The organism is Pseudomonas sp. FEN, assembly GCF_904067045.1.
Taxonomy (GTDB): Bacteria; Pseudomonadota; Gammaproteobacteria; order Pseudomonadales; family Pseudomonadaceae; genus Aquipseudomonas.
The window spans coordinates 857,944-881,972 of the sequence record NZ_CAJFDC010000001.1; the positions used below are offsets into that span (position 1 = coordinate 857,944).

At 60.4% G+C, this 24,029-nt stretch carries 21 protein-coding genes; 3 read left to right on the top strand and 18 right to left on the bottom strand.

The genetic code is table 11. The features are described from left to right. Positions 1-11 precede the first annotated feature (11 nt). From PFEN_RS04010 to PFEN_RS04030, 5 genes are all read right to left on the bottom strand, one after another. Entirely contained in the window at positions 12-449 is a 438-nt protein-coding gene (locus PFEN_RS04010) for a hypothetical protein (RefSeq protein ID WP_191485732.1), read from the bottom strand. A 185-nt stretch (positions 450-634) separates the two neighbouring features. Then, the gene (locus PFEN_RS04015; protein WP_412071378.1) at positions 635-1,690 is read right to left on the bottom strand and encodes an ATP-binding protein; all 1,056 of its coding nucleotides are present in this window, start codon (positions 1,688-1,690) and stop codon (positions 635-637) included. 2 nt (positions 1,691-1,692) lie between these two features. Continuing rightward, on the bottom strand, positions 1,693-2,442 hold the full coding sequence (locus PFEN_RS04020; protein WP_191485919.1) for a response regulator: 750 nt from the start codon (positions 2,440-2,442) through the stop codon (positions 1,693-1,695). A gap of 100 nt (positions 2,443-2,542) precedes the next feature. After that, on the bottom strand, positions 2,543-3,328 hold the full coding sequence (flgG, locus tag PFEN_RS04025; protein ID WP_191485734.1) for a flagellar basal-body rod protein FlgG: 786 nt from the start codon (positions 3,326-3,328) through the stop codon (positions 2,543-2,545). Between the two features lie 389 nt (positions 3,329-3,717). Further along, on the bottom strand, positions 3,718-4,500 hold the full coding sequence (locus tag PFEN_RS04030; RefSeq protein WP_191485735.1) for an SDR family NAD(P)-dependent oxidoreductase: 783 nt from the start codon (positions 4,498-4,500) through the stop codon (positions 3,718-3,720). Between the two features lie 210 nt (positions 4,501-4,710). On the opposite strand from PFEN_RS04030, the gene PFEN_RS04035 reads away from it, so the two are divergent. Then, positions 4,711-5,859: an aldose epimerase family protein gene (locus PFEN_RS04035; protein WP_191485736.1), complete on the top strand. Its 1,149-nt coding sequence runs from the start codon at positions 4,711-4,713 to the stop codon at positions 5,857-5,859. A gap of 115 nt (positions 5,860-5,974) precedes the next feature. On the opposite strand, the gene araH is transcribed toward PFEN_RS04035, so the two are convergent. The 7 genes from araH to PFEN_RS04070 all read right to left on the bottom strand — a co-directional run bounded on the left by araH (position 5,975) and on the right by PFEN_RS04070 (position 14,484). Beyond that, complete coding sequence (gene araH, locus PFEN_RS04040; RefSeq protein ID WP_191485737.1) at positions 5,975-6,943, bottom strand: L-arabinose ABC transporter permease AraH; 969 nt, start codon at positions 6,941-6,943, stop codon at positions 5,975-5,977. 9 nt (positions 6,944-6,952) lie between these two features. Further along, positions 6,953-8,497: an L-arabinose ABC transporter ATP-binding protein AraG gene (araG, locus tag PFEN_RS04045; RefSeq protein ID WP_191485738.1), complete on the bottom strand. Its 1,545-nt coding sequence runs from the start codon at positions 8,495-8,497 to the stop codon at positions 6,953-6,955. A gap of 64 nt (positions 8,498-8,561) precedes the next feature. Next, on the bottom strand, positions 8,562-9,566 hold the full coding sequence (locus PFEN_RS04050; RefSeq protein ID WP_191485739.1) for a substrate-binding domain-containing protein: 1,005 nt from the start codon (positions 9,564-9,566) through the stop codon (positions 8,562-8,564). 64 nt (positions 9,567-9,630) lie between these two features. Further along, entirely contained in the window at positions 9,631-10,506 is an 876-nt protein-coding gene (locus tag PFEN_RS04055; RefSeq protein WP_191485740.1) for an SMP-30/gluconolactonase/LRE family protein, read from the bottom strand. Positions 10,507-10,556: 50 nt separating this feature from the next. Then, positions 10,557-12,137 (bottom strand): aldehyde dehydrogenase (NADP(+)), encoded by a 1,581-nt coding sequence (locus tag PFEN_RS04060; protein ID WP_191485741.1) that lies wholly within the window; start codon positions 12,135-12,137, stop codon positions 10,557-10,559. A gap of 10 nt (positions 12,138-12,147) precedes the next feature. Next, a complete protein-coding gene (araD1, locus tag PFEN_RS04065) occupies positions 12,148-13,140 on the bottom strand; it encodes an AraD1 family protein (RefSeq protein WP_191485742.1) in 993 nt (330 codons plus the stop codon). A gap of 21 nt (positions 13,141-13,161) precedes the next feature. Further along, positions 13,162-14,484 (bottom strand): MFS transporter, encoded by a 1,323-nt coding sequence (locus PFEN_RS04070; protein ID WP_191485743.1) that lies wholly within the window; start codon positions 14,482-14,484, stop codon positions 13,162-13,164. A 193-nt stretch (positions 14,485-14,677) separates the two neighbouring features. Here PFEN_RS04070 and PFEN_RS04075 point away from each other — a divergent pair, with 193 nt between their 5' ends. Both PFEN_RS04075 and PFEN_RS04080 read left to right on the top strand, forming a co-directional pair. After that, on the top strand, positions 14,678-16,414 hold the full coding sequence (locus PFEN_RS04075) for an IlvD/Edd family dehydratase (RefSeq protein ID WP_191485744.1): 1,737 nt from the start codon (positions 14,678-14,680) through the stop codon (positions 16,412-16,414). Positions 16,415-16,523: 109 nt separating this feature from the next. Next, positions 16,524-17,246: a FadR/GntR family transcriptional regulator gene (locus PFEN_RS04080; protein WP_191485745.1), complete on the top strand. Its 723-nt coding sequence runs from the start codon at positions 16,524-16,526 to the stop codon at positions 17,244-17,246. Positions 17,247-17,294: 48 nt separating this feature from the next. On the opposite strand, the gene PFEN_RS04085 is transcribed toward PFEN_RS04080, so the two are convergent. The 6 genes from PFEN_RS04085 to PFEN_RS04110 all read right to left on the bottom strand — a co-directional run bounded on the left by PFEN_RS04085 (position 17,295) and on the right by PFEN_RS04110 (position 23,858). Continuing rightward, a complete protein-coding gene (locus PFEN_RS04085; RefSeq protein WP_191485746.1) occupies positions 17,295-18,098 on the bottom strand; it encodes an IclR family transcriptional regulator in 804 nt (267 codons plus the stop codon). Positions 18,099-18,160: 62 nt separating this feature from the next. Beyond that, complete coding sequence (locus PFEN_RS04090; protein ID WP_191485747.1) at positions 18,161-19,471, bottom strand: MFS transporter; 1,311 nt, start codon at positions 19,469-19,471, stop codon at positions 18,161-18,163. 103 nt (positions 19,472-19,574) lie between these two features. Continuing rightward, the gene (gene dgoD, locus PFEN_RS04095) at positions 19,575-20,723 is read right to left on the bottom strand and encodes a galactonate dehydratase (protein ID WP_191485748.1); all 1,149 of its coding nucleotides are present in this window, start codon (positions 20,721-20,723) and stop codon (positions 19,575-19,577) included. Positions 20,724-20,772: 49 nt separating this feature from the next. After that, a complete protein-coding gene (locus tag PFEN_RS04100) occupies positions 20,773-21,393 on the bottom strand; it encodes a 2-dehydro-3-deoxy-6-phosphogalactonate aldolase (protein ID WP_191485749.1) in 621 nt (206 codons plus the stop codon). A 31-nt stretch (positions 21,394-21,424) separates the two neighbouring features. Then, positions 21,425-22,402 carry a 2-dehydro-3-deoxygalactonokinase gene (locus PFEN_RS04105; RefSeq protein WP_191485750.1) on the bottom strand — a complete coding sequence of 326 codons (978 nt, stop codon included), beginning with the start codon at positions 22,400-22,402 and terminating at the stop codon, positions 21,425-21,427. Between the two features lie 238 nt (positions 22,403-22,640). Then, complete coding sequence (locus tag PFEN_RS04110) at positions 22,641-23,858, bottom strand: MFS transporter (RefSeq protein WP_191485751.1); 1,218 nt, start codon at positions 23,856-23,858, stop codon at positions 22,641-22,643. Positions 23,859-24,029: the final 171 nt, after the last annotated feature.

Genomic DNA, 24,029 nt, shown 5'->3' on the forward strand with positions numbered 1-24,029 from the left:
CTTGCATCAGGTCATTCAAAATTATGAATGTACTGATCATCAAAGTATCGTTTTTGGCAGTACCGATGATTTACCCCGAGTAGCCATCGCGGCATAAAATTCGAATTCACCTTACGAAAGTACTGTGCATAACTATGTTGGGCGTCCCTGAGTAAATGGCGCTTTTCATCCATGATCAATAAAGTATTCATGTGCAGCTCTTCGACAATCATCTCCACTATAATCAAGACAACCATTGTCGGCGTCACAATCCACCAGTGGTAATATGAGTGGGTAGCCAAAGAAATTGAGACACTGCCGCCCAGCAACGCCAGCATCCATTTTGGTGCATGCTCCTGGAGCGGAATCCAAAATCGCTGCAACCTTTTCAACTTTGACGTGTGAAACCTCAATGAACCCTCAAGAGCCTTTAAATAAATAGTCTCTCGATTCAACTGTGCGCTCGGCATGAAATAACCCACATATAATCTGTAGAAGCGACAATTCCCAACCCGTATGATCGTGAGAACATAGACTCGATCGGCCGACTTCTACTTTCAGAAAGCTCCTCACATAGCGCTGATCTGAGGCCACCGAAACTATCGGGGGAGAGCCCGGAATAGCTCTGCCGCGGCGGTCAATCAGACATACAGATTCAAGCCGGCCAACTGAGTTCGAACAGCGTTCCTCCGTTTTCAACATGTCGGCACGTAACGGCCCCGCCATGCGCGAGGGCGATGGCGCGCACCACGGCCAAACCTAACCCGCTGCCGCCCTGGGCCCGGGAGCGAGAGTTTTCGCCACGCTGAAAAGCTTCAAAAATGTGTTTAGCAAATGCCTCATCAATACCAGGCCCCTCATCCTTGACTCTCAAGTAGTTGACGTTATCCCAGCAGCTAAGGTGAACGAGCACATTTCCGGGAGTCGCATGCCGCCTGATATTATCCAGAAGTGCCAGCAATGCTTGCCGAATCCTGGCCGGGTCACAACGTACAGGTCGCACTTGCAGGTCAAGTTGCAGAGCAAACCCGGCGGTTTGCAGACTGGGCTCGAACAACTTGGCATTGGCCTCGAGCTCCGTGGCCAAATCAGCTTCCTGTAGATTAAGCTCGAGATATCCGCTGTCCGCCAAACCTACAACTCGCAAATCTTCTATCAGTCGCGTCAATCCTTCGACCTGGCTCAGCAAGCCGTAGAACTGCATGGTATCCGGTTCGAACACCCCTTCAGCCAACCCCTGTAAACGACCACGCAAAATAGTCAGGGGAGTGCGTAGTTCATGTGCGATGGCCGCATTCCAAAACGCCTGCTCTTCCGCCATGCGCTTCAATCGTTTTGCCATGCTATTAAAGTCGTCGACCAACAAAGCGGCTTCACCCAATGACTGATCACCGGCAACCGCCCGAGCATCAAGATCTCCATTTGCTAACTTTCGAAGGTTCTCGGCTACCGAGTTCAATGGCATGAGAATCCGCCGAGACAACTTGATGGCGACCACGGCACCGACGGCCAAGCTGACACAGGTCGTCAATCCCATCCAGGCCCATTCCACGCCTGTCGGCAGCCACTCATCCATCTCGACATCTGAAGGAGGCCAGAACACCCATATCAGGGCATAAAACACATAAGAACCGACCACGGCGAGCGCTATGACGCACAGTACGACAGCCGACATCGACAAAATAATCTGCCGGCTCAGCCCCTTGGCCATTCTCACTGGATACTCCCGAATCGGTATCCGACGCCGCGGATACTTGCCGGTACCCCCTGTAGTCCCAAGTCTTCGATCTTTCTGCGTAACTTGCTGATGTGGCTGTCGACGGTACGCTCCAGGCTGTCACTCTCCGGTGAACACGTGGCCAGCAGCTCTGCCCGGCTGAACACTCTCTTTGGCGCCTTTGCCAACTGGGCCAGCAATTTGAACTCCGTCACGGTCAAGGCAAGCGGGAGTTTCTCAGCACCGATACACACGGTGACATCATGGTTTTCTATATCGATTTCAAATTTATCCACCCGCAGAACGCTACGGCGAGTGTTATGCCCGTAATCGATCGAACGACGCAAAACAGCTTGGGTCCTGGCAACGACTTCTGCCGGATTGAAGGGTTTGACAATATAGTCGTCGGCACCGATACGAAGCCCCATCAATTTGTCCATGTCCTGATCCTGCGCCGTCAGCATGATCACCGGCGTGTTGCCCCGATGGCGAATCTCGGCCAGCACCATCCATCCGTCCAGATTCGGCATCAGCACATCCAGCAACATCAGATCAGGCTTGAGAGCCTGGTGCATTTCAAGGGCTCGACGCCCGTCAAGGGCATGGGCCGTTTGAAACCCACTGCGTTTCAAATAGGCAATCAGGATGTCCGCGATTTCGGGTTCGTCTTCCGCAATCAGTACGAGTGCCTGGTTTTCTCTGCTGCCGTCTATTCGGCTCGTCGGAGCAACGGGGAAGTCATTCATATTTTGCTCGGTCAATTTACCGTGGACGCTGTCGTCCATATTCCCACGGTTAGCTGCCTTTCAGTTACTGCGCATCCATGGTCCGAGATCGAGTCATCGGTTACAGTTTCTGTGTGAGGGCGCCTAGTATCTGGTTCGCGGTAGAGATCACTTTAGAATTCATTTCATAAGCACGCTGAGTGGTGATCATATTGACCATTTCTTCGACAGTGCTGACATTTGAAGCTTCCAGGGTTTGTTGCAGTGTCGTCCCCAGCCCGTTGAGCCCTGGTGTACCCGTCCGAGGAACACCGCTGGAGGCAGTCTCCAGAAAAAGATTATTGCCTATCGCCTGCAAGCCGGCGGGGTTAATGAAATCAGCCGTCTGCAGATTTCCAATCACTTGTGAGGTGGGGTTGCCGGCAACGGAAATGGACACCGTACCGTCTTGTCCAACAGTGAGCGTCTGGGCGTTGTTGGGCACCACAATGGCGGGTTGCAAGGCAAATCCGTTTGCGGTGACGATCTGACCCGTGGCGTTCAGATGAAATGTGCCATCACGAGTGTAGGAAGTAGTGCCATCAGGCTGGAGTATCTGGAAAAAACCTCGACCGTTGACGGCCAGGTCCAACGCCTGCCCTGTGGTTTGCAGGCTGCCAGCGCTGAAGTTTTTCTGGGTGCCGACAATGCGTACACCGGTCCCGAGTTGCAGCCCGGAAGGCAGTTCACTGTTCTGGGTTGACTGGGCACCCGGCTGCCGTTTGATTTGATACAACAAGTCTTGAAATTCGGCACGATCGCGCTTGAAACCGGTGGTCGAAACGTTCGCCAAGTTATTGGAGATGGTCGTCAGGTTGGTGTCCTGGGCAGCAAGACCCGTTTTGGCAACATACAGAGCAGGAAGCATTGGATTCTCCTCAAAGCCGTTTTACTGAGTAGTCCGATCCTGATGGGGATGAATGAAAGGCGTTCCAGAACCAGGTGCAGCAATAGACTGGATTGTGCGCAAGAGGGATGCGGTTTTATGGGAGGCTTTGTGGAGAAATGATGGAGATCAATAATTTTTTTGCTGGGCCGGTTGCCATACTCGGGAACGATTGCAACTGAAAGCATCCACTCACGAATTTCCGACTTCGAGCGCGGGCGATGCTTTGGCTGGGCACAAAGACCTCATCGGCGAAAACGGCCCGCTCAAACAGCTCTCCAGGACGCTGGTCGAGCGGGCCCTCTACGCCGAGCGCAGCGGGGGACTATGGTTAACGCCCCTTGATGCAGCGCTTTTTTGAGGATGCCCCTCTAGACCCAACCGCCATCGACAATGAAGTTTTGCGCGGAACACATGGAAGACGCCTCGGAGGCGAGGAAAAGCGCCATGTTGGCAATATGGAGAGGTTCCACGCTCCCCGGCAGGCATTGGCTGCGACTGATCAACGCCTTGGCGGCATCATCGACCCAGAGAGCCAACTGCTTTTCTGTCATCACCCAACCTGGAACCAGGGTGTTGACTCGGATATGCCATGGCCCCAACTCCCGTGCCAACGCCCTGGTCATGCCGTGAGTGGCCGCCTTGCTGGCCGCATAAACCGGGTATCCGCTGGAGGCCATCATCCAGCCAATGGACCCAAGATTGATGATGGTGCCCGCTCCAGCGGCCTTCATCATGGGAACCACGGCCCGGGCGGCGAAGAAAGCATGCTTCAGATTGACCGAAATCAGCTTGTCGAATGTCTCCGAGTCAACTTCATCCAGGGTGTGCCTGACATCGTTGGCGGCATTGTTCACCAGTACCGTCACCGGCCCCAGGGTTTGCGCAAAGCGTCCTATCGCCTCTTTATAAGTGCTCTCGTCAGTAATATCACAGTGAGCAAATTCGACCGTATGGCCCTCAGCCGACAATTGCGCGGCTAAGCGTTCACCTTGGCTCTTGGCCATATCCACAAACGCAACCTTGGCGCCCTGCCGGGCAAAAGCGCGGACCATGGCTTCGCCAATCCCCGAAGCACCACCGGAAATCAGTACGACTTTATCTTTCAGGTCGGTGTACACGGCCGGCATGCCGGCGCCTGTTTCATTATTCATCTGGCGGTGACTCCACATTAGGCATTTCGATTCAAGCAGTTGGCCGCAAGGTGTGCCTGGACACCCATGGATCACTTTCGCCAATCACTCAATTAGTCTTATTTTATATTGCAAAATCGACATTACAGGCTATAAATTTGCTGGCATTTCGACAAAATATCGCAAAATAGTAGAACTATTCCACTCAAAACAACAAAAGGAAGTTCAACCATGCTGCAATCCCGACACCTGCTTTCCGGCCTCGGCCTTTCCCTGATGATGGCCAGCCTCGGCGTTCAGGCTGCTGGCCTGTCCAGCGAACACAAGGCGTTTGGCAAGACCCGTGATGGAACCGCCATTGAGCAATATGTGTTGCGCAACAGCCATGGCCTGCAAGCCACGGTCATTACCTACGGCGGCGTTCTGCAATCGTTGAAAGTGCCGGACAAAAACGGCAAGCTCGACGATGTGGTGCTGGGCTTTGACAACGTCCAGGACTATCAGAGTGGCAAGGCTTTCTTCGGCGCGACCATCGGCCGCTACGGTAATCGCCTGGCCAAGGGTGCTTTCGAACTGGACGGCAAGCATTACCAGGTGCCGCTTAACGACGGCCCCAACTCACTGCACGGCGGCGCACAGGGTTTTGACAAGCGAGTCTGGAAAGCCCAACCGGTCAAAAGCAAGGACTCGGTCGGCGTGACGCTGAGCTACCTGTCGCCGGATGGTGAAATGGGTTTCCCCGGCAACCTGAAAGTCGAGGTCACCTACAGCCTCAACGACAACAACGAGCTACGCATCGAGTACAAGGCCACCACTGACAAACCCACGGTGCTGAACCTCACCAATCACAGTTACTTCAACCTCGCCGGCGCGGGTAATGGTGATGTGCTCAAGCAGCTTGCCACCTTGCACGCCAGCCATTACACGCCCGTCAACGGCACGTTGATTCCCACGGGTGAGCTGGCCCCGGTAGCCGGGACGCCGATGGACTTTCGGCAACCGACCGCCATCGGCCAACACATCAAGGACGATCATCCGCAGCTCAAATTCGCCGAGCCGAAACAGGGCGGTTTTGACTTCAACTGGGTCCTGGATGCCAAGGGTGACGTCAGCCAACTCGCCGCCGACGTGCGCGACCCGCAATCCGGTCGGCGCTTGCAGCTCTACACCAGCGAGCCCGGGGTGCAGTTCTACACCAGCAACTTCCTTGACGGAACGGTCAAGGGCAAGGCGGGCAAGACCTACGCCCACTGGGGTGCGTTCACCCTGGAAACCCAGCACTACCCCGACTCGCCGAACCAGCCGGGCTTCCCGACAACGCGGCTGGACCCAGGCCAGACGTATACCCAGAGCACTGTCCTGAAGTTCTCCGCCAACTGAACCGGCCCCCGCCCCACCCCACCGGGCCCGGACCCAACCCCGGGTTCGGTCCCAATCCCGGATTCGGCCCCAAACCCCTGTAGGAGCTGTCGGGCTACGCCACGAACAACAAGGCTCAGCGTTGTTTCAGGCGGTCAATCACCACCGCCAGCAACAAGATCGAACCCCGAATCACATACTGATAAAACGTATCGATGTTCTTCAGGTTCATCGCATTCTCGATGATCGCCAGGATCAACACCCCGGCAATCACATGCCGAATCATGCCAATCCCGCCGCTCAACGACACCCCGCCCAGCACGCAGGCGGAAATCACCGTCAATTCAAACCCCTGGCCGATCATCGGCTGGCCGGAGGTCATGCGCGAGGCCAGGATCACCCCAGCCAGTGCGCCAATAACCCCATGTACGGCGAAGATGATGATCTTGGTCCGATCGACGTTGACCCCAGCCAGCAACGCCGCTTCCTGGTTGCCACCAATGGCCATGGTGTTGCGCCCGTAGGTGGTGTAGTTGAGCAGCCAACCAAAAAACAGGAAACAGCCAATGGTGATCAGGATCGGCACCGGCACGCCAAACAACTGGCCGTTACCGTAGATAAAGAACTGATCCTGGGACACGCCGACCGCCTTGCCGTCGGCAAAGATATAGGCCAGGCCGCGCACGATCTGCATGGTCGCCAAGGTGGTAATCAGCGCGTTGACCCTCAGCTTGGCAATCACGATCCCATTGATCAGCCCGACCAGCAGCCCCAACAGCAGCGCCGCACCGATACCGAGAAGCACGCTGTCGGTGTCGCGCATCACCACCGCCGCAACGACCCCGGCACAAGCAATCACCGAGCCCACCGACAAGTCGAAATGCCCGGACGCCAGGCAATACAACATGGTGCACGCGGCGATACCGGTAGTGGAAATCGCCAGGCCCAGGCCGCGCATGTTCAGCGGCGACAGGAAGTTGTCGATAAGCAAGGCGCAGAGCACAAAGATCCCCAACGCCGCCAACAGCATCGCCCAATTATCGAGCAGGCTGCGCAGGTCCAGGGGTTTTCGCGCCGTGGGCAACACATTGTTTTGGATGGTCATAGTCACCTCTCAGTTCGCCAAGCCGTCAGCGCGGTGGCGCGGCAAAGCCAGTTGCAGCAAGTTGGATTCATTGGCCTGTTCGCGGCTCTTTTCGCCGCGCATCGCGCCTTCGCAAAGCACCAGGGTACGGTCGGAGATGCCCATCACTTCCATCAGGTCGCTGGACACCACAATCACCGCCACCCCGCTGGCGGCCAGGTTATGGATGATCTGGTAAATCTCGGCTTTCGCGCCGATATCGATACCCCGCGTCGGCTCGTCAAGCAGCAGGACCTTCATCGGCATCGACAGCCAACGACCAAGAATGGCCTTCTGCTGATTGCCCCCCGACAGGTACATGATTTTCTGCGTCGAATTAGGCGTTTTGACTTTCAGCGCCTTGATCTGCTTGTCGGCATTGCCCTTTTCCCAGCCGTCGCGCAACAACCAGCCAAAGGCGGAATTGGCGCCGCGGGCACTGATGTTGATGTTCTCGGCAACGCTGGAAAGCGGCATGATGCCTTCCTTCTTGCGGTCCTCGGGGCACAGCAGGACACCGGCGGCAATGGCATCGCGCGGCGAGCGTAGTTGCAGCGCCTCGCCGCACAGCTGCAGGCTCCCGGCGGTGCTGCGCTCAAGACCGCAGAGCAGGCGCAGCAGCTCGGTGCGCCCCGCGCCGACCAGGCCGAACAGACCAAGAATCTCGCCCTTGTGCACCTCGAAACTCACCGGCGTGCGCAAGCCCGGCCCCAACAGACCATCGACCTTGAGCGCCACCGCGCCACGTTCACGCGGACGGTAATCGTAGATGTCCTGAATGTCGCGACCGACCATGCACGTGACCAGTTGATCGTGGGTCAGCGCGCTCATGTCCTCGAAGGTGCGCACGTAGCGACCGTCCTTGAACACGGTCACCGCATTGCAGATACGGAACACTTCCTCCATGCGATGGGAGACGTACAGCACCACTTTGCCCTCGTCCCGCAGGCGCTCGATGATCGCCATCAAGCGCTCGATTTCCCGGGCGGACAAGCTGCTGGTGGGTTCGTCGAAGGCAATCACATGGGCACCACGGGACAACGCCTTGGCGATCTCCACCAACTGCCGTTGCCCCAGGGACAAACGGCCGACCTTCTCCTGGGGATCGATTTCATCGGCCAGGCCCTTGAGACAGGCCAGTGCATGCTGACGCAATGTACCGCGGTTGATCACCCCGAAACGGGCCGGCAAGTGCCCGAGAAACAGGTTTTCCGCCACGGTCATTTCCGGCACCAGGTGCAATTCCTGGTGGATGACCGCCACGCCGCTGGCAATGCTGTCGGCGGCGCACTTGAAGGCCATGGTCTGCTCGCCGATCTGCAAATGGCCGCTGCTCGGGGTGTAGGCACCACCGAGGACCTTGAGCAAGGTCGACTTGCCCGCGCCATTTTCACCCATCAAGGCATGGACCTGCCCCGGGTGGGCGGTAAAGCTGATGCCGTCCAGCGCCTTGACCCCGGGAAAGGTCTTGCCGATGCCGTTGAAGCTCAAACGGGCGCCGGCACTGTGCTGTTGTTTGTTCAATTGCGCGTGCATAACCACCTCATCACACCGATCAGGCAGCCCCGTCGCCAAGGCCGCCGAGGACAGCAACCGATCTTCAGTTCCACAGACCGATCTTTTCCAGTTCCTGCTTGAAGTTGTCGCGCGTGATCAGCGTGACCTTGTCCATCGCGGTGTATTTCGGTGGTTCCTTACCGGTGGTGACCCACTCGAACATCATGCTCGCGGTGTTGTAGCCCTCAAGATGCGGGCTGGGCAGCATCGAGCCGAAGAAACCGCTGTTGGGCTTTTTCAATTCGCCGATGGCGTCAGTGCCATTGATCCCGACACCGATGACATCGGCCGCGGCGAAACCGGCGCTTTCAGTGGCGCGCACGGCACCCAGCACCGAGTTGTCGTTCATGCCGCCAACGATCAGTTTTTTCGCCGCGCCCGGCAGCTTCACCAGAGCCGAGTTGGTGGCGTCCATGCTGCCCGGCACGTCGAGGGTCTTGAGCGGCGCAAACAGGATGTGCTCTTTCGGCAGGCCGGCGTCTTCGAGCGATTTGACCGAGCCATCGGTACGTTTTTTACCCGTATCGAGTTCATTGTAGGTGGTGATCACCGCGTAGGTGTCTTTCCAGTCCCAACCGCGCTTCTTCGCTTCGGCAGCCATCGCCGCGCCCTGCTGCTGGCCCACTTCGAACGCGGCCATGCCCAGGTAGGGCACGTCTTCCATGAACTTACCCTTGGCATCGACAAAGCGGTCATCCACGGCGATCACCTTCAAGCCACTGGCCTTGGCCTTGGCCATGATCGCTGGCCCGAGGGACACGTCCGGCGCGCAAATCACGAAGCCCTTGGCGCCGTTGGCGGCGAGGCTGTCGATGGCCGACAGGGTTTTCTCGCCGTCCGGCACGGCGATCTTGATCACGGTAAAGCCCTTGTCCTTGCCGGCCTTTTCAGCGAAAGCCCACTCGGTCTGGAACCAGGGCTCCTCGGCCTGCTTGACCAGAAAACCGATCTTCACCGGCTCGGCGGCCAGCAGCAGGCTGCTCAGGCTGACTGCCGATGCCGCCAGGGCGATACAACACAGGGAACGGATTGCACGACGACGATTCATAAGGTGACTCCTTGTTTTTGTTGTGAGTGCGAGTGGTGAACCGGTACAGCCTGATATTCGAGATTTATCCTGCAAAACGCTGACAGAGGGTCCCTGGGGTTTCGACCTCGATGGCCAGCACCGCCCCGTCCAGTGGGTGATTGAGCGGGCTGGCGGCGCTGGTGATGTACAAGGTTCGCAGATCCTCGCCACCAAACACGCAACTGGTGGGACGGCTGACAGGGAGTTCAATCACCCGGTCGACCTCGCCGTTGGGCGCCAACCTGAGCAGGCAGCCACCGTCCCAGCGGGCGTTCCAGAGGTAACCTTCGGCGTCCATTGCCGAACCATCCGGGACGCCGCGCGGGTGCGGCCCGAACCACTCCCGCGGCGGCCCGAGTTGGCCGTCGGCAGCGATCGAATACCGATACAGCGTGCCGTCCAGGCTGTCGCCAAAATACAATTGCGTGGCGTCCTCGCTCCACAGCAAGGTATTGGGAATACCCAGGCCGCGTGCCAGAGGCGTGACTCGCGCATCGGCATCGATGCGAAACAGACCGCCGCTACGGCGCCGCACGGGAAGGTCTTCACCCTGCTCGCCGAGGTTGTTCTGCATGGTGCCCAGCCAAAGCCGGCCCTGGGCATCGCAGCGGGCCTCGTTGGCCCGATTGCCCGGTTGCGGATCCGCCACGCAAAGCAACGTCAGGCGCGGCGCGTGTGGCGCGGAGCTCAGGTCGAGTCGATACACGCCACTGCTCAAGGTCACCAACGCATCGCCGCTTGCGCAGGGAATGAACGCCGATACCGGCTCCGGCAGTTGCCAGACCCGCAGGTCGGAGCCCGTCATGCGCAACGCCTGTTTGCCAGCGATATCAACCCAATACAGGGCCTGGCCGGGAGCGTCCCAGAACGGGCCTTCGCCCAATTGCGCACGGTGTGCGGTGACTGCGGTCCACGACATGAAGCCTCCTGGGATGTTCGGGTTTTCAGGTACCGACGAACGGGTTCGCGTTACAGCGGATCGCGGGATGGCAAGCCATCCACCAGTCGTTGAATGCGCAACGGATTGGCATTTTTCAACGCGTCCGGGAGCAGGCTGTCGGGGTAATTCTGAAAGCACACCGGACGCAGGAAGCGGTCGATGGCCAGGGTCCCCACTGAAGTGCCACGCGCATCGGAGGTGGCGGGATAAGGCCCGCCGTGCACCATCGCGTCACAGACTTCGACGCCGGTCGGATAACCGTTGAGCAGGATGCGCCCGACTTTCTGCTCCAGGAGTGGCGTCAGCTCGCTGAACTGCTGCAAGTCCCCGGGCTCGCCAATGATCGTCGCCGTCAGTTGGCCGTGCAGGCCGTTCAACGCGGCGCTGAGCTGCGCTTGATCGGCCACCTCAACGAATACGCTGGTCGGGCCGAAGACTTCTTCTTGCAGCACTTCATCCCCCTTGATCAGCAAGCTGACATCCGCCTTGAACAGCTGTGGCTGCGCCTGCTTGCCCGCTTGCGCAGTGCCGGCCAAGTGCTCGATGCCAGGGTGGGCCAGGAGCTTTTGCAAGCCTTTGCCGTAACTGCTCAAGGTGCCGGCGTTAAGCATGGTTTGCGCGGGTTGGTCATCGATCAGTCGGGCGACCTGCTGGATGAACGCGGTGAACTGCGGCGAACGGATACCGATCACCAGACCGGGATTGGTACAGAACTGGCCACAGCCCTGGACCACCGAGGCGGTCAGATCACGGGCCACGGTTTCCGCCCGCGCTTGCAGCGCCTGGGGTAACACGATCACCGGGTTGATGCTCGACATCTCGGCGAACACCGGAATCGGTTGTGGGCGCGCGGCCGCCATGTCGCACAACGCTCGTCCGCCCTTGAGCGACCCGGTGAAACCGACCGCCTGGATCGCCGGATGCTTGACCAGCGCTTCGCCGACCCCGGTGCCGAAGATCATGTTGAACACGCCGGCCGGCATCCCGGTGATTTCTGCCGCCCGCAGGATCGCGTCGGCAACCAGTTCGGCAGTTGCCATATGACCGCTGTGAGCCTTGAACACCACCGGGCAACCGGCCGCCAGCGCCGACGCCGTATCACCGCCCGCGGTGGAAAACGCCAGGGGAAAGTTGCTGGCGCCAAACACCGCTACCGGCCCCAGGCCGATGCGGTATTGACGCAAGTCCGGGCGCGGCAGCGGTTGACGCTCGGGGCGGGCCCGATCGATACGCGCCCCGTAGAAATCGCCGCGACGCAGCACATTGGCGAACAGACGCATCTGGCCACTGGTACGGCCGCGCTCGCCCTGAATGCGGGCGGCGGGCAATGCGGTTTCGCGGCAGACCAGGGCGATAAATTCATCGCCCAGCGCATCCAGCTCATCGGCCATCGCCTCCAGAAACTGCGCCCGACGCTGCGCGCTCAGGGCCCGATAGGCTGGGTAAGCCGCCGCCGCGGCCTTGGCGGCGGCATCGACTTCCTGCTCGGTCGCCTGATAGAAATCATGGGGCAGGCTTTCCCCGGTGCTGGCATCGATGCTCTGCAGTCTGACGCTGCCGGTCGCACTGCGCTGGCCGCCGATGTAGTTGTGGCCTAAAAACTGAGTCATGCCTGTCTCCTTAAAGGGTTCCTACGGTTCCGGGTGCAAACACCGCGTCGACCGCGCGAATACCGTTGATCAATGGCGCACCGAACTCCGCCTGGCTGATTTCGAACACATCGCCCGGGCGCGTCCGAATGCCGTCCGCGAAAGACAGGGTGGCGGTGCCGAAAAAGTGAATGTGCACGTCCCCCGGCCGCAGGAACTGACTGTACTTGAAGTGGTGGTACTCAAGGTTTTCCAGGCTGTGGCACATATTGGCTTCGCCACTGAGGAACTCGTTCTGCCACAGTACCTCGCCATCGCGCAGAATGCGGCTGGTGCCGGCCAGGTGCGAGGGCAGTTCACCGACCCGCAGTTCCGGACCATAGCTGCAATTGCGCAATTTGGAGTGGGCCAGGTACAGGTAATTCTTGCGCTCCATCACGTGATCGGAGAACTCGTTGCCCACGGCATATCCCAGGCGATAAGGCTTGCCGTCCTGGCCGATGACATACAGGCCGCCGATTTCCGGCTCTTCGCCGGCGTCTTCGGCGAACGGCGGCACGGCAAATGCCTGCCCCGGACGCACGACGCTGCTACCGTCGCCCTTGTAGAACCATTCCGGCTGCACGCCGGCCTGACCGGCGGCGGGTTTACCGCCCTCCACGCCCCATTTGAAGATACGCATGGTGTCGGTCATCGCGCTGTCGTCAGCGGCCTGCTGATGCATCTTGTCCCGCGCCGCCGCACTGCCCAGATGGGTCAGCCCGGTGCCGCTGACCAGCATATGCGCCGGGTCCGGATGATCCAATGGCACCAGCACCCTGAGCTCGGCCAGCAACTCGGCATAATCATGGCTGGCCCCCAGGCCGAGGCTTTCTACCTGTTGCCGCAGATCGACACCCGCCTCGATGGCGGCCAGCGCCAGCTCGCGCATCGTGCGCACCGATTGCACCTCACGCACCTGGCCGTCTTCGACCACGCCAACCCGACGCTCGCCGTGACTCAATTCGAACTGAACTAAACGCATGAAGCTTCTCCTGATTGCCGATTAAGTATGCGTGGCGCCGCGGGCGCTGGCGGCAAACTGGTCGACCGGCAGCACATGTCTACGTTCCAGCAACCGATAGATCACCCCGGTCAGCAGCAGACCGAACACCATCACGCAGGAAAGGAAGTACAAACCCGACGCCAGGTTGCCGGTGTACTCCTTGAGCGCGCCGATCACGAACGGGCCGATGTAGCCGCCCAGGTTGCCCACCGAGTTGATCAGCGCAATCCCCGCCGCCGCACTGGCGCCGGCAAAAAACCGCCCCGGCAAGGTCCAGAACACCGCGGTACAGGAAAACAGCGCGAACGCCACCAGACACAGCGCCGCCAGTTGCAGCAGCGGAACGCTCAGCCAGGCGCTGAAGAACAGCCCCATCGCCCCCAATACATAAAGCACCGCCAAGTGCCCATAGCGATCATTCAGGCGGTCGGAACTGCGCGGGACGATCAGCAGCCCGAGGATCCCGAAGATATACGGCACCGACGAGACGAACCCGGTGGTCAGATCGCTGCCGCCGAACTGCTTGATCAAGGTCGGCAGCCACAAGCCCAGGCCATAGATGCTCAAGGTCACCGGCAGATAGAACAACGCCAGCAGCAACACCCGCTTGTCCTTGAGGGCGTGCAGCGGATTGCCGTGCCGGGTCTGGCCGTAGGCTTGCAGGTCCTTGTTCAGTTCGCCGGCCAACCAGTCCTTCTCGGCCTGATCCATCCAGGCGACCTGCCGCGGGCCATCGGGCAGGTAACGCAGCACCGGCCAGGTCAGCAAAATCGCCGGCGTACCGATGGCGATGAACAACCACTGCCAGCCGTGCAGACCGAGGATCCCGTCCATGCCGAGCAGGCCGCCGGACACCGGGCCGGTGATCATCATCGCAATGGGTTGGGACAGGATGAACAGCCCGAGGATCTTGCCGCGATGGCGCACCGGGAACCATTGGGTGATGTAGTAGAGAACGCCAGGGAAGAACCCGGCCTCGGCCGCGCCGAGCAGCAAGCGCATCAGATAGAAACTGTAGGGCCCCTGAACAAACGCCATGCCAATGGTGATGGCGCCCCAGGTGAGCATGATCCGCGCGAACCAACGCCGCGCGCCGAAGCGGTCGAGCATCAGGTTGCTGGGGATTTCCAGGAGGAAGTAGCCAATGAAGAACAGCCCGGCCCCCAACCCATACGCCGCATCACCGATGCCGATGTCCGCGCCCATGTGCAATTTGGCGAAGCCTACGGCGGAGCGATCCACGTAGGCGATCAGGTACAGCAGGATCAGGAACGGAATCAGTTTCAGCGTGATGCGACGAATAAGCCGCAGTTCCTGGCTCATGAGATCGATTTCCGATTGTTGTTTTTATGGAAGCTCGGGGGACGCCTCTCGCGGAAAACCGCCAGGGTCATACCTCAGTTGCAAACGACTATATAGTATTACTATTTACTCAACAACACTTCCAAACCCAAGATTTTGCGCTTATGTTAGGCCCAGCAAAGAACAATATAGTCTTACAATAAGAGAACTGACCATGTCCGATAAAAAACCCGACCTGCGCTCCGCCCAGTGGTTTGGTACTGCCGACAAAAACGGTTTCATGTACCGCAGCTGGATGAAGAACCAGGGCATTGCCGATCATCAGTTCCATGGCAAGCCGATCATCGGGATCTGCAACACCTGGTCGGAGCTGACCCCGTGCAACGCGCACTTCCGCCAGATTGCCGAGCATGTCAAACGCGGGGTGATCGAGGCCGGCGGCTTTCCCGTGGAGTTCCCGGTGTTCTCCAACGGTGAATCGAACCTGCGCCCGACCGCCATGCTCACCCGCAACCTGGCGAGCATGGATGTCGAGGAAGCCATTCGTGGCAACCCGATCGACGGCGTGGTGTTGCTGACCGGCTGCGACAAGACCACCCCGGCGCTGTTGATGGGCGCCGCCAGTTGCGACGTGCCGGCCATCGTCGTCACCGGCGGGCCGATGCTCAATGGCAAGCACAAGGGCCAGGACATCGGCTCGGGCACCGTGGTCTGGCAACTCAGCGAACAGGTCAAGGCCGGCACCATCAGCCTCGACGACTTCCTCGCGGCCGAGGGCGGCATGTCGCGCTCGGCGGGGACCTGCAACACCATGGGCACCGCCTCGACGATGGCCTGCATGGCCGAGGCACTCGGCACCTCGCTGCCCCACAACGCGGCGATCCCGGCGGTCGATGCGCGCCGTTATGTCCTGGCGCACATGTCCGGCATGCGTGCGGTGGAGATGGTTCGCGAAGACCTGAAGCTGTCGAAGATCCTCACCAAGGAAGCCTTTGAAAATGCCATCCGCGTCAACGCCGCCATCGGCGGTTCGACCAACGCGGTGATTCATTTGAAAGCCATTGCCGGACGCATCGGCGTCGAGCTCGACCTGGATGACTGGACCCGTATCGGTCGCGGCATGCCGACCATCGTCGACCTGCAACCGTCCGGGCGCTTCCTGATGGAAGAGTTCTACTATGCCGGCGGCCTGCCAGCGGTATTACGCCGCCTCGGCGAAGCCAACCTGATTCCCCACCCCAACGCCTTGACCGTCAATGGCAAGTCGCTCGGCGACAACACCAAGGACGCCCCGATCTACGGCCAGGATGAGGTGATTCGCACGCTCGCCAACCCGATCCGCGCGGACGGCGGTATCTGCGTACTGCGTGGCAACCTGGCGCCACTCGGCGCGGTGCTCAAGCCTTCCGCCGCCAGCGCCGAACTGATGCAGCATCGCGGCCGCGCGGTGGTGTTCGAGAACTTCGACCTGTACAAGGCGCGGATCAACGACCCGGAGCTGGACGTCGATGCGAACTCGATCCTGGTCATGAAAAACTGCGGGCCAAAGGGTTATCCCGGCATGGCGGAAGTCGGCAACATGGGCTTGCCGGCCAAACTGCTGGCCCAGGGCATCACCGACATGGTGCGGATTTCCGATGCGCGCATGAGCGGCACGGCGTACGGCACCGTGGTTCTGCACGTGGCACCGGAAGCGGCGGCCGGCGGCCCCTTGGCCGTCGTGCGCGAAGGCGACTGGATCGAGCTCGACTGTGCCAACGGGCGTTTGCACCTGGACATCCCGGACGCCGAACTGGCGGCGCGCATGGCCGACCTGCAAATGCCACCGCCACTGATCGTGGGCGGCTATCGTCAGTTGTACATCGACCACGTGCTACAGGCGGATCAGGGCTGCGACTTCGACTTCCTGGTGGGTTGCCGCGGCGCCGAGGTCCCCCGACATTCCCACTGATCGTCATCAAGCGGCAGCATTCCCCAGCGGTTCAGGCGCGCAGGAGCGCCTGAAAGGGATGGGAGCGATGCTATGATGCAGCGTATTTCGTCAGAGCAGCCTCCCTGTTATGGATCACCAGCCCCCCAAGCCACGCAAGAGCATGCATGCCCAGATCGTTCAGGAACTGGGCATGCACATTGTCTCCGGACGCTTCAAGCCGGAAGAGCGCTTACCCATGGAGGCAACGCTGTGCGAGGAATATAAAGTCAGTCGCTCGGTGCTGCGCGAAGCCACTCGGGTACTGAGCGCCAAAGGGCTGGTGTACTCCAAGCCACGGGTCGGCGCGGTGGTCCGCCCGCGCGTGAAATGGCACTTGCTGGACCCTGACGTACTGTCCTGGCTGATGCAGTCGACGCCGCACAGCGAGTTCTTCAACACCCTGGCCGGCGTGCGGCGCATCCTCGAACCGGAAATCGCCGCGATGGCCGCCACCACGGCGACCGACGCGGACATCGCGGTCATCGAAAAAGCCTACAAATCCATGGAAGCGGCACAGACCCACGCGAGCCTGCTGCAAGCGGACCTGGATTTTCACCGGGCGATCGCCGACGCGACCCGCAACGACCTGCTCGCCTACATGTGCAACATGCTCTCACTGCCGCTGCGCGAGTCCATCAACATCACCAACCAGCGTCCCGACAGCCAACGGCTCAGCCTGCCCCGGCACAAGGCGATACTGACCGCCATCAAGAATCGTGACGCCCTCAGTGCCCGGCATGCCTCGCTGGTGCAACTTGACGATACCCGTGTCGCCCTGGATGCCGTGATGAACGTCCTCACTCCGCTGTAACGCCACGCCAGGAGCAGGCGTTCGACGGGATGACCGTGAAAGCCTGACTCAGGCTTTGGCTCCCAACTCCGCGGAGAGCCGCGCGGCGACCTGTTTGATCAACGGGATCAGCTCGGCCATTTTCTCCAGCGGCATATAGGGCACCGTACTGGCGATGCTGATCCCGGCGACGATGCGCCGGCTGGCATCGCGTACCGGCGCCGCGACACAGCGGATCGACGGTTCGTTGTCTTCCAGGTCGAACGCGTAACCGCCCGCCACGTACTCCAGCATGCGCTGCTGAAATTGCTCCCAGGATTGCTCCGGGAGCTGCGGCCATAACAGATTCTTCCCACCCGCCGGCAAGCTGATTTGATACAGGCGCTGCCACTCTTGCGGTGAATCATCGAGCATCAGCGCCTTGCCGATCCCAGTGCGCGCCAGCGGCATGCGATGCCCGACCCGCGAACGCATTTCCGGACCATTGCGCCCAGGATTCTTGTGCAGGTACAGCACATCATCGTCTTCCCGAATCGCCAGGTGAATGGTATCGCCGGTCAACGCCGACAACTCATCCAGGTACGGCCCGGCCAGGGTCACCAACGGCAGTTCCTCACGCGCCTGGAAACCCAGCTCGATCAACTTCGGCCCGAGCAGGTAACCGATCTGCGGCACGACCCGCAGATAGCGCTCATCCACCAGGCAACTGGTCAGTCGATGGGTGGTGCTGCGGGTGGTGCCGATCAACCGGGCAATGTCCTTGAGGTCGCGCGCGCCACTGGCCACGGCCTGAATCACCGCCAAGCCCCGTAGCAGCGTCTGGGTACCGGTCGGCGCGGCGTCCTTGGCGTTTTTTGCGGCGTCTTCCTGCATATCCGGCCTTCAACAATGAGCGAGAGAACGGGCGGCATTATGGTCGCCCGATCTGGCGCTTGCTAGAGTTCGATCCGCACCACCTTGCCCACCAGCAACACATAAGACAGTGCGCCGATCAACGCCAGCACGGCGATGTAGGTGATCGCCGGGGCGAAGGAGTCACCGCTGGCGAGAAAGCCGATGACGATCGGCGTGGTGATCGCCGCCAGATTGCCGATGAAGTTGAACACCCCACCGGTCAACCCCAACAAACGTGCCGGCGCCAGGGTCGAGACCAGCGACCAGGTGATCGAGGCCAAGCCGTTGCCGAAGAACGCCAGCGCCAGGCAGGCAATCACCCAGGGCGTCGATTCGACAAAGTTGGCACCGATGATCGTGGTGGAAATCAGCAATCCGCCAATGATCGGCAACTTGCGGGCAAAGCCGACCGTCGCGCCACGGCGGATCAACCAGTCGGAGAAGAACCCCGAACAGAGCACGCCGACGAACGCGGCGAGAAACGGCAGCGACGCCAGCAGGCCGGACTTGATGAAGTCCATGCCGCGATATTTCACCAGGTAGGTCGGAAACCAGGTCAAAAAAAACCACAATGTCGAATTGAGGCAGAACTGTCCGAGGTAGATGCCCCACAACTTGCGTTGGCTCAACACGATGCCCAGGTCCGTCCAACTGAACGGCGCCTTGCGCCTGGCCGTCTCGACCTGGATATCGACCAGGCCACCGCCCTCGCGGATAAGGTCGATTTCCGCCGGATTGGCGCCCTTGAAATCCCGTGGCTCGCGATACACCGCGTACCAGACCAGCGCCCAGAGAATCCCCAGCACGCCGGTACTGACGAACACCATGTGCCAGCCGTATTGATGTTGCAGCCAGGCCAGGACCGGCGTCAGAAAGGCCAGCCCGACAAACTGCCCGGAGGTGTAGAAGCCAATGGCGGTGGCACGCTCACGCTCGGGAAACCAGGTGGTCACCACCCGGCTGTTGATCGGATAGGCCGGTGCTTCCAGGGCGCCGACCGCCATGCGCAGAACGAACAGGGCGATGAAGCTGGCGGCGAAACCGAGCATCACCGTGGCCACCGACCACAGCAGCAGCGCGACGCTGTAGAGGATACGCGGCGGCACTCGGTCCACCAGCCAACCACCGGGGATCTGCATGGCGGCATAGGTCCAGCCGAACGCCGAGAAGATCAGCCCGACATGGATCGGATCGATCGCCAGCTCGCTGGTCAGCGCCGGAGCCGCGATCGACAGGTTGCTGCGGTCCAGGTAGTTGATCACCACGGTGATGAACAGCAGCACCATGATGAAGAAACGCTTGCGGCTCGGCGTCACCAACGACGCCTGCCCGGCAAAGACTTCCGGTTGCATGGGGGGGCCTCTTCTTATGATTATTGAGGGCATTGCTGCGCAAAAAGGCGCCTGTCGGAGCGCGCCCCGTCGCACATTTATCGGGTATTGAATCAGCCGGGGACTACCACTCGGCAAAACTGCCGTCGGCATGACGCCAGATCGGGTTGCGCCAGCGGTGACCGATGGCGGCGCGCTCGATCACGTACTCTTCGTTGATCTCGATACCCAGGCCCGGGCCATTCGGGATCTTCACGAAGCCTTTGTCATAGTCGAACACCCGCGGATCCTTGACGTAATCCAACAGGTCGTTGCTCTCGTTGTAATGGATGCCCAGGCTCTGCTCCTGGATAAAGGCGTTGTAGCAAACCGCGTCCAGTTGCAGGCACGCCGCCAGGGCAATCGGGCCCAACGGACAATGCAACGCCAGCGCCACATCGTAGGCTTCGGCCATGTTGGCGATCTTGCGGGTTTCGGTGATGCCGCCGGCATGGGAGGCATCCGGCTGGATGATATCGACGTAGCCTTCGCTGAGCACCCGCTTGAAATCCCAGCGCGAGAACAGACGCTCGCCCAGCGCTATCGGCGTACTGGTCAACGGTGCCAGTTCTTTCAACGCTTCATAGTTTTCGCTGAGCACCGGCTCTTCGATGAACATCAGTTTGTAGGCGTCGAGTTCTTTCATCAGCACCTTGGCCATGGGTTTGTGCACCCGGCCATGGAAATCCACGCCGATCCCGACATTGGGCCCCACCGCATCGCGCACGGCGGCGACGTTGGCCAGCGCCAGATCGACTTTTTCGAAGCTGTCGACAAATTGCAGCTCCTCGGTCCCGTTCATTTTCACCGCGGTGAAACCACGCGCGACGGCTTCCTTGGCGGCCCGGGCGGTATCAGCCGGACGGTCGCCGCCGATCCACGAGTAGACCCGGATCTTGTCGCGCACCTGGCCGCCCAGCAGATCACTGACCGACACTCCCAGGGCCTTGCCCTTGATGTCCCATAGCGCCTGATCGATCCCGGCCAGGGCACTCATGTGCACGGCGCCGCCACGGTAGAAACCGCCGCGATAGAGCACGGTCCAGATATCTTCGATATTGCGCGGATCCTTGCCGATCAAGTAATCCGACAGCTCATCAACCGCCGCCGCGACCGTGTGGGCCCGGCCTTCGACCACCGGCTCGCCCCAGCCGGTCACGCCCTCATCGGTTTCGACTTTGAGGAACAGCCAACGGGGTGGAACGATAAAGGTGGTCAGTTTGGTGATTTTCATCTGGTTGTCTCTCTTGTTCAGAGGCGGCGCACGCGGCGCCAATAAAGTCTTAACGCAACGCGTTCCAGGCCTGCACATAGGCGTTGGCGCGCAGCGCTACTTGGTCAGGTGTCAGCCCCGGCTTGAACAACCCGGAACCCAGACCGAAACCGCTGACGCCCGCCTCGACAAACACCCGCATATTGTCCGGCGTAATCCCGCCGACCGGAATCAGCAAGGTCCCGGCCGGCAGCACCGCCAACCATGCCTTGACCACCGCCGGGCCCATTTGCTCGGCCGGGAACATCTTCAGGACATCGGCGCCTTCGGCCAGCGCGGCAAAGGCCTCGGTCGGCGTGGCGACCCCCGGCGACAAGTACAGGCCCGCCGCCTTGGCCGCACGCAGAACCTTGGGATCACTGTGGGGCATGACGATCACCTGCCCGCCCGCGGCCTTGACTTGCTCGACCTGTTCCGCGGTCAGCACCGTGCCGGCCCCGATCAGGCAATCGGCGGGCAAAAGATCGCGCAGGATGCGGATACTGTCATAGGGTTCGGGAGAGTTGAGGGGCACTTCAATGACGCGAAACCCGGCCTGGTACAACACCTCGCCGATGGCCGCCGCTTCTTGCGGACGCAGGCCGCGAAGGATCGCGATCAGACCGTTTTTCGCCAGTGCTTGCTTGAGCATGTCAGACCTCTTGGTAGTTGAACGCAAGCGCTCAGCCGAGCAGCCCGGCCGCTTCGGCCAGGCGCCACAAACCGCGTTCGGTGGCCTGTTCGGCCTGGCTCACCTGAGCAAAACCGCAGGCATCGAGCGCCCGGCTATAACGGGCGCAGAGTTGGGAATTACCGATAAGGATGATCGACGGCAAGGCGCCGCCGCGACGCCGGCGGCGCTGCACGCTGGCGAGGGCCACGAGTTCATGGCCAATCAGCAGGCCCGACAGATAGTCGGTCTGTTCGGTCGGGCTCAGCTCGCCCGTCAAGCCGAGACTGCGCGCACTGAACACGGTCGACAGTGGACCGATTTCGCCCTCGGTGGACAACGCCACCCGCACGCCGCGATCAAACGCGGCGCTATCGAAGGGGGCGCCGCGCTGTTGAGTGCGCCCCAGAATGCTGTGCTCACTGAGCACGGCGAACAGCTCGCCGGTCATGAAGGTGTCGAAGTGGACGATGCAGCCATCGGCCACCTCGACCCATTTCGAATGGCTGCCGGGCAGGCCGATCAGCAGGTTGGCGCCAGCGCCCGCTGGCAGACCTTGCAGCACGCCGAGGACCTGGGTCTCTTCGCCGCGCATCACATTCGGCAGGCGCGAGCGCTGGATCACGCCGGGCACGATGTGCACGGCGACGCCGCGCAAGCTGTGTACGGTGCTCAAGGCAGTGCCCAGGTTGGCGACATTCGCCGGGGTGTCGCGGTAAGCGGCCTCGACCCAGCCCTGGGCGCTGCCGACCATACCGCAGGCGATGACCGCCAGCTCGGGCTGGGCATCGAGCCAGTCACCGCAGGCCTCATCGAAGGCCAGTTCAAAGCCATTGGCGCACATCTGCCCGGCGATTATCCGCGGCACGCTGGGCAACTGCATGATCCCCGACGACAGCGAACGCTGTTCGAGCACCTGGCCGCCGGCAGCGAGTTTGTAAGCCCGAAGTGAGGTCGTCCCCCAATCGAGCGCAATCAATTGCGCCTGCATCGCTTCACCTGAATTTGTTTTTGGGCAGTGAGTGCGTAGAGCTGATGAAGGCGACTATAAACCTGAGGCGCGTAATATCTCAATATATAAATTGATATCCCATATATAGGGATACAAAAACACAAAAATGATCTCCACCCCGGAGCAATATTCCCGTCGCTGGCGTCGCGCAGAAGGATAGAGCCCAAAACGGGCGAGAGGCCGGCCGTCTGTTGCAGAGCGGCCGGGCGCTAGAGGATCAAGCCTTTTTCGTCCTCGGCAACAACACCGCCAACACCCCTAACAACGGCAGGAACGAGCACATCGTGTAGACGTACTCGATGCCGCGAATGTCCGCCAGATGCCCGAGCAATGCCGCGCCGATCCCGCCAAAGCCGAACATCAGGCCGAAGAACACCCCAGCGATCATCCCGACCTTGCCCGGCACCAGTTCCTGGGCGAACACCACGATGGCCGAGAAGGCCGACGCCAGGATGAAACCGATCACCACACTCAACAGCGTGGTCCAGAACAGGTCGACATGGGGCAGCATCAAGGTGAACGGCGCCACCCCCAGGATCGAAAACCAGATCACCGCCTTGCGCCCGATCTTGTCGCCAATCGGCCCACCGGCAAAGGTCCCCGCCGCCACCGCGCCGAGAAACAGGAACAGGTGCAGTTGCGAACTGGCCACCGACAGCTGGAACTTCTCGATCAGGTAAAAGGTGAAATAGCTGGTGAAGCTGGCCATATAGAAATACTTGGAGAACACCAGCAACCCGAGCACCACCAGCGCCCCAATCACCCGATTCTTCGACAGCCCGTGAGTAGCCTGCTGGCCCTGCTTGAGCTTGAACAGGTTCAGGTGCGCGCGGTACCAGCGACTGATCCCGTACAACACCCCCAGGGCAAACAGCGCGAACAGGCCGAACCAGGCGACATGGCCCTGGCCGAACGGAATGATGATCGCCGCCGCCAGCAACGGGCCAAAAGCCGAACCGGCGTTACCGCCGACCTGGAAGCTCGACTGTGCCAGCCCATAACGCCCGCCCGACGCCAGCCGGGCGACCCGCGAGGCTTCCGGGTGAAAGGTCGAGGAGCCGACACCGATCAGGGCCGACGCCAGCAGGATCAGCGGAAAACTCCCGACCTGGGACAGCATCAGAATCCCGATCAGCGTGCAGATCATCCCCGCCGGCAGCAGCAAGGGCTTGGGATGACGGTCGGTATAAAAGCCGACCCAGGGTTGCAGCAAGGAGGCCGTCACCTGGAAGGTCAGGGTAATCAGCCCGACCTGGGTGAAAGTCAGACTATAGTTGGCCTTGAGCATCGGATAAATCGACGGCAGGACCGACTGGATCAGGTCGTTGACCAGGTGCGCCAGCGCCACCGCGCCAATCACGCGCATCACCAACGGACTGGTTTGCGGCGCTGCCGACGCCAGGGTCGTTCCGCCAGACGTTTGAGTAAGGGCCATGAAGTGATTCCAGAACACGGATGGATGCACAGTTGCAGGAACAGCAATGTGCCATTTTTCGGTGCAAGCACGCCAGATACTTGTAGAGCTAACAATCGATTTTGCCGATGAAATAACTGATAGCGCAAAGCCATTGGTCTGAATCTTGCCTGCTTTTGGGGCTTACAACAC

Coding starts and splice junctions, on each gene's coding strand:
- PFEN_RS04010 (WP_191485732.1), bottom strand. CDS start 449: ATGCCGAGCGCACAGTTGAATCGAGAGACTATTTATTTAAAGGCTCTT.
- PFEN_RS04015 (WP_412071378.1), bottom strand. CDS start 1,690: ATGGCCAAGGGGCTGAGCCGGCAGATTATTTTGTCGATGTCGGCTGTC.
- PFEN_RS04020 (WP_191485919.1), bottom strand. CDS start 2,442: ATGAATGACTTCCCCGTTGCTCCGACGAGCCGAATAGACGGCAGCAGA.
- flgG (WP_191485734.1), bottom strand. CDS start 3,328: ATGCTTCCTGCTCTGTATGTTGCCAAAACGGGTCTTGCTGCCCAGGAC.
- PFEN_RS04030 (WP_191485735.1), bottom strand. CDS start 4,500: ATGAATAATGAAACAGGCGCCGGCATGCCGGCCGTGTACACCGACCTG.
- PFEN_RS04035 (WP_191485736.1), top strand. CDS start 4,711: ATGCTGCAATCCCGACACCTGCTTTCCGGCCTCGGCCTTTCCCTGATG.
- araH (WP_191485737.1), bottom strand. CDS start 6,943: ATGACCATCCAAAACAATGTGTTGCCCACGGCGCGAAAACCCCTGGAC.
- araG (WP_191485738.1), bottom strand. CDS start 8,497: ATGCACGCGCAATTGAACAAACAACAGCACAGTGCCGGCGCCCGTTTG.
- PFEN_RS04050 (WP_191485739.1), bottom strand. CDS start 9,566: ATGAATCGTCGTCGTGCAATCCGTTCCCTGTGTTGTATCGCCCTGGCG.
- PFEN_RS04055 (WP_191485740.1), bottom strand. CDS start 10,506: ATGTCGTGGACCGCAGTCACCGCACACCGTGCGCAATTGGGCGAAGGC.
- PFEN_RS04060 (WP_191485741.1), bottom strand. CDS start 12,137: ATGACTCAGTTTTTAGGCCACAACTACATCGGCGGCCAGCGCAGTGCG.
- araD1 (WP_191485742.1), bottom strand. CDS start 13,140: ATGCGTTTAGTTCAGTTCGAATTGAGTCACGGCGAGCGTCGGGTTGGC.
- PFEN_RS04070 (WP_191485743.1), bottom strand. CDS start 14,484: ATGAGCCAGGAACTGCGGCTTATTCGTCGCATCACGCTGAAACTGATT.
- PFEN_RS04075 (WP_191485744.1), top strand. CDS start 14,678: ATGTCCGATAAAAAACCCGACCTGCGCTCCGCCCAGTGGTTTGGTACT.
- PFEN_RS04080 (WP_191485745.1), top strand. CDS start 16,524: ATGGATCACCAGCCCCCCAAGCCACGCAAGAGCATGCATGCCCAGATC.
- PFEN_RS04085 (WP_191485746.1), bottom strand. CDS start 18,098: ATGCAGGAAGACGCCGCAAAAAACGCCAAGGACGCCGCGCCGACCGGT.
- PFEN_RS04090 (WP_191485747.1), bottom strand. CDS start 19,471: ATGCAACCGGAAGTCTTTGCCGGGCAGGCGTCGTTGGTGACGCCGAGC.
- dgoD (WP_191485748.1), bottom strand. CDS start 20,723: ATGAAAATCACCAAACTGACCACCTTTATCGTTCCACCCCGTTGGCTG.
- PFEN_RS04100 (WP_191485749.1), bottom strand. CDS start 21,393: ATGCTCAAGCAAGCACTGGCGAAAAACGGTCTGATCGCGATCCTTCGC.
- PFEN_RS04105 (WP_191485750.1), bottom strand. CDS start 22,402: ATGCAGGCGCAATTGATTGCGCTCGATTGGGGGACGACCTCACTTCGG.
- PFEN_RS04110 (WP_191485751.1), bottom strand. CDS start 23,858: ATGGCCCTTACTCAAACGTCTGGCGGAACGACCCTGGCGTCGGCAGCG.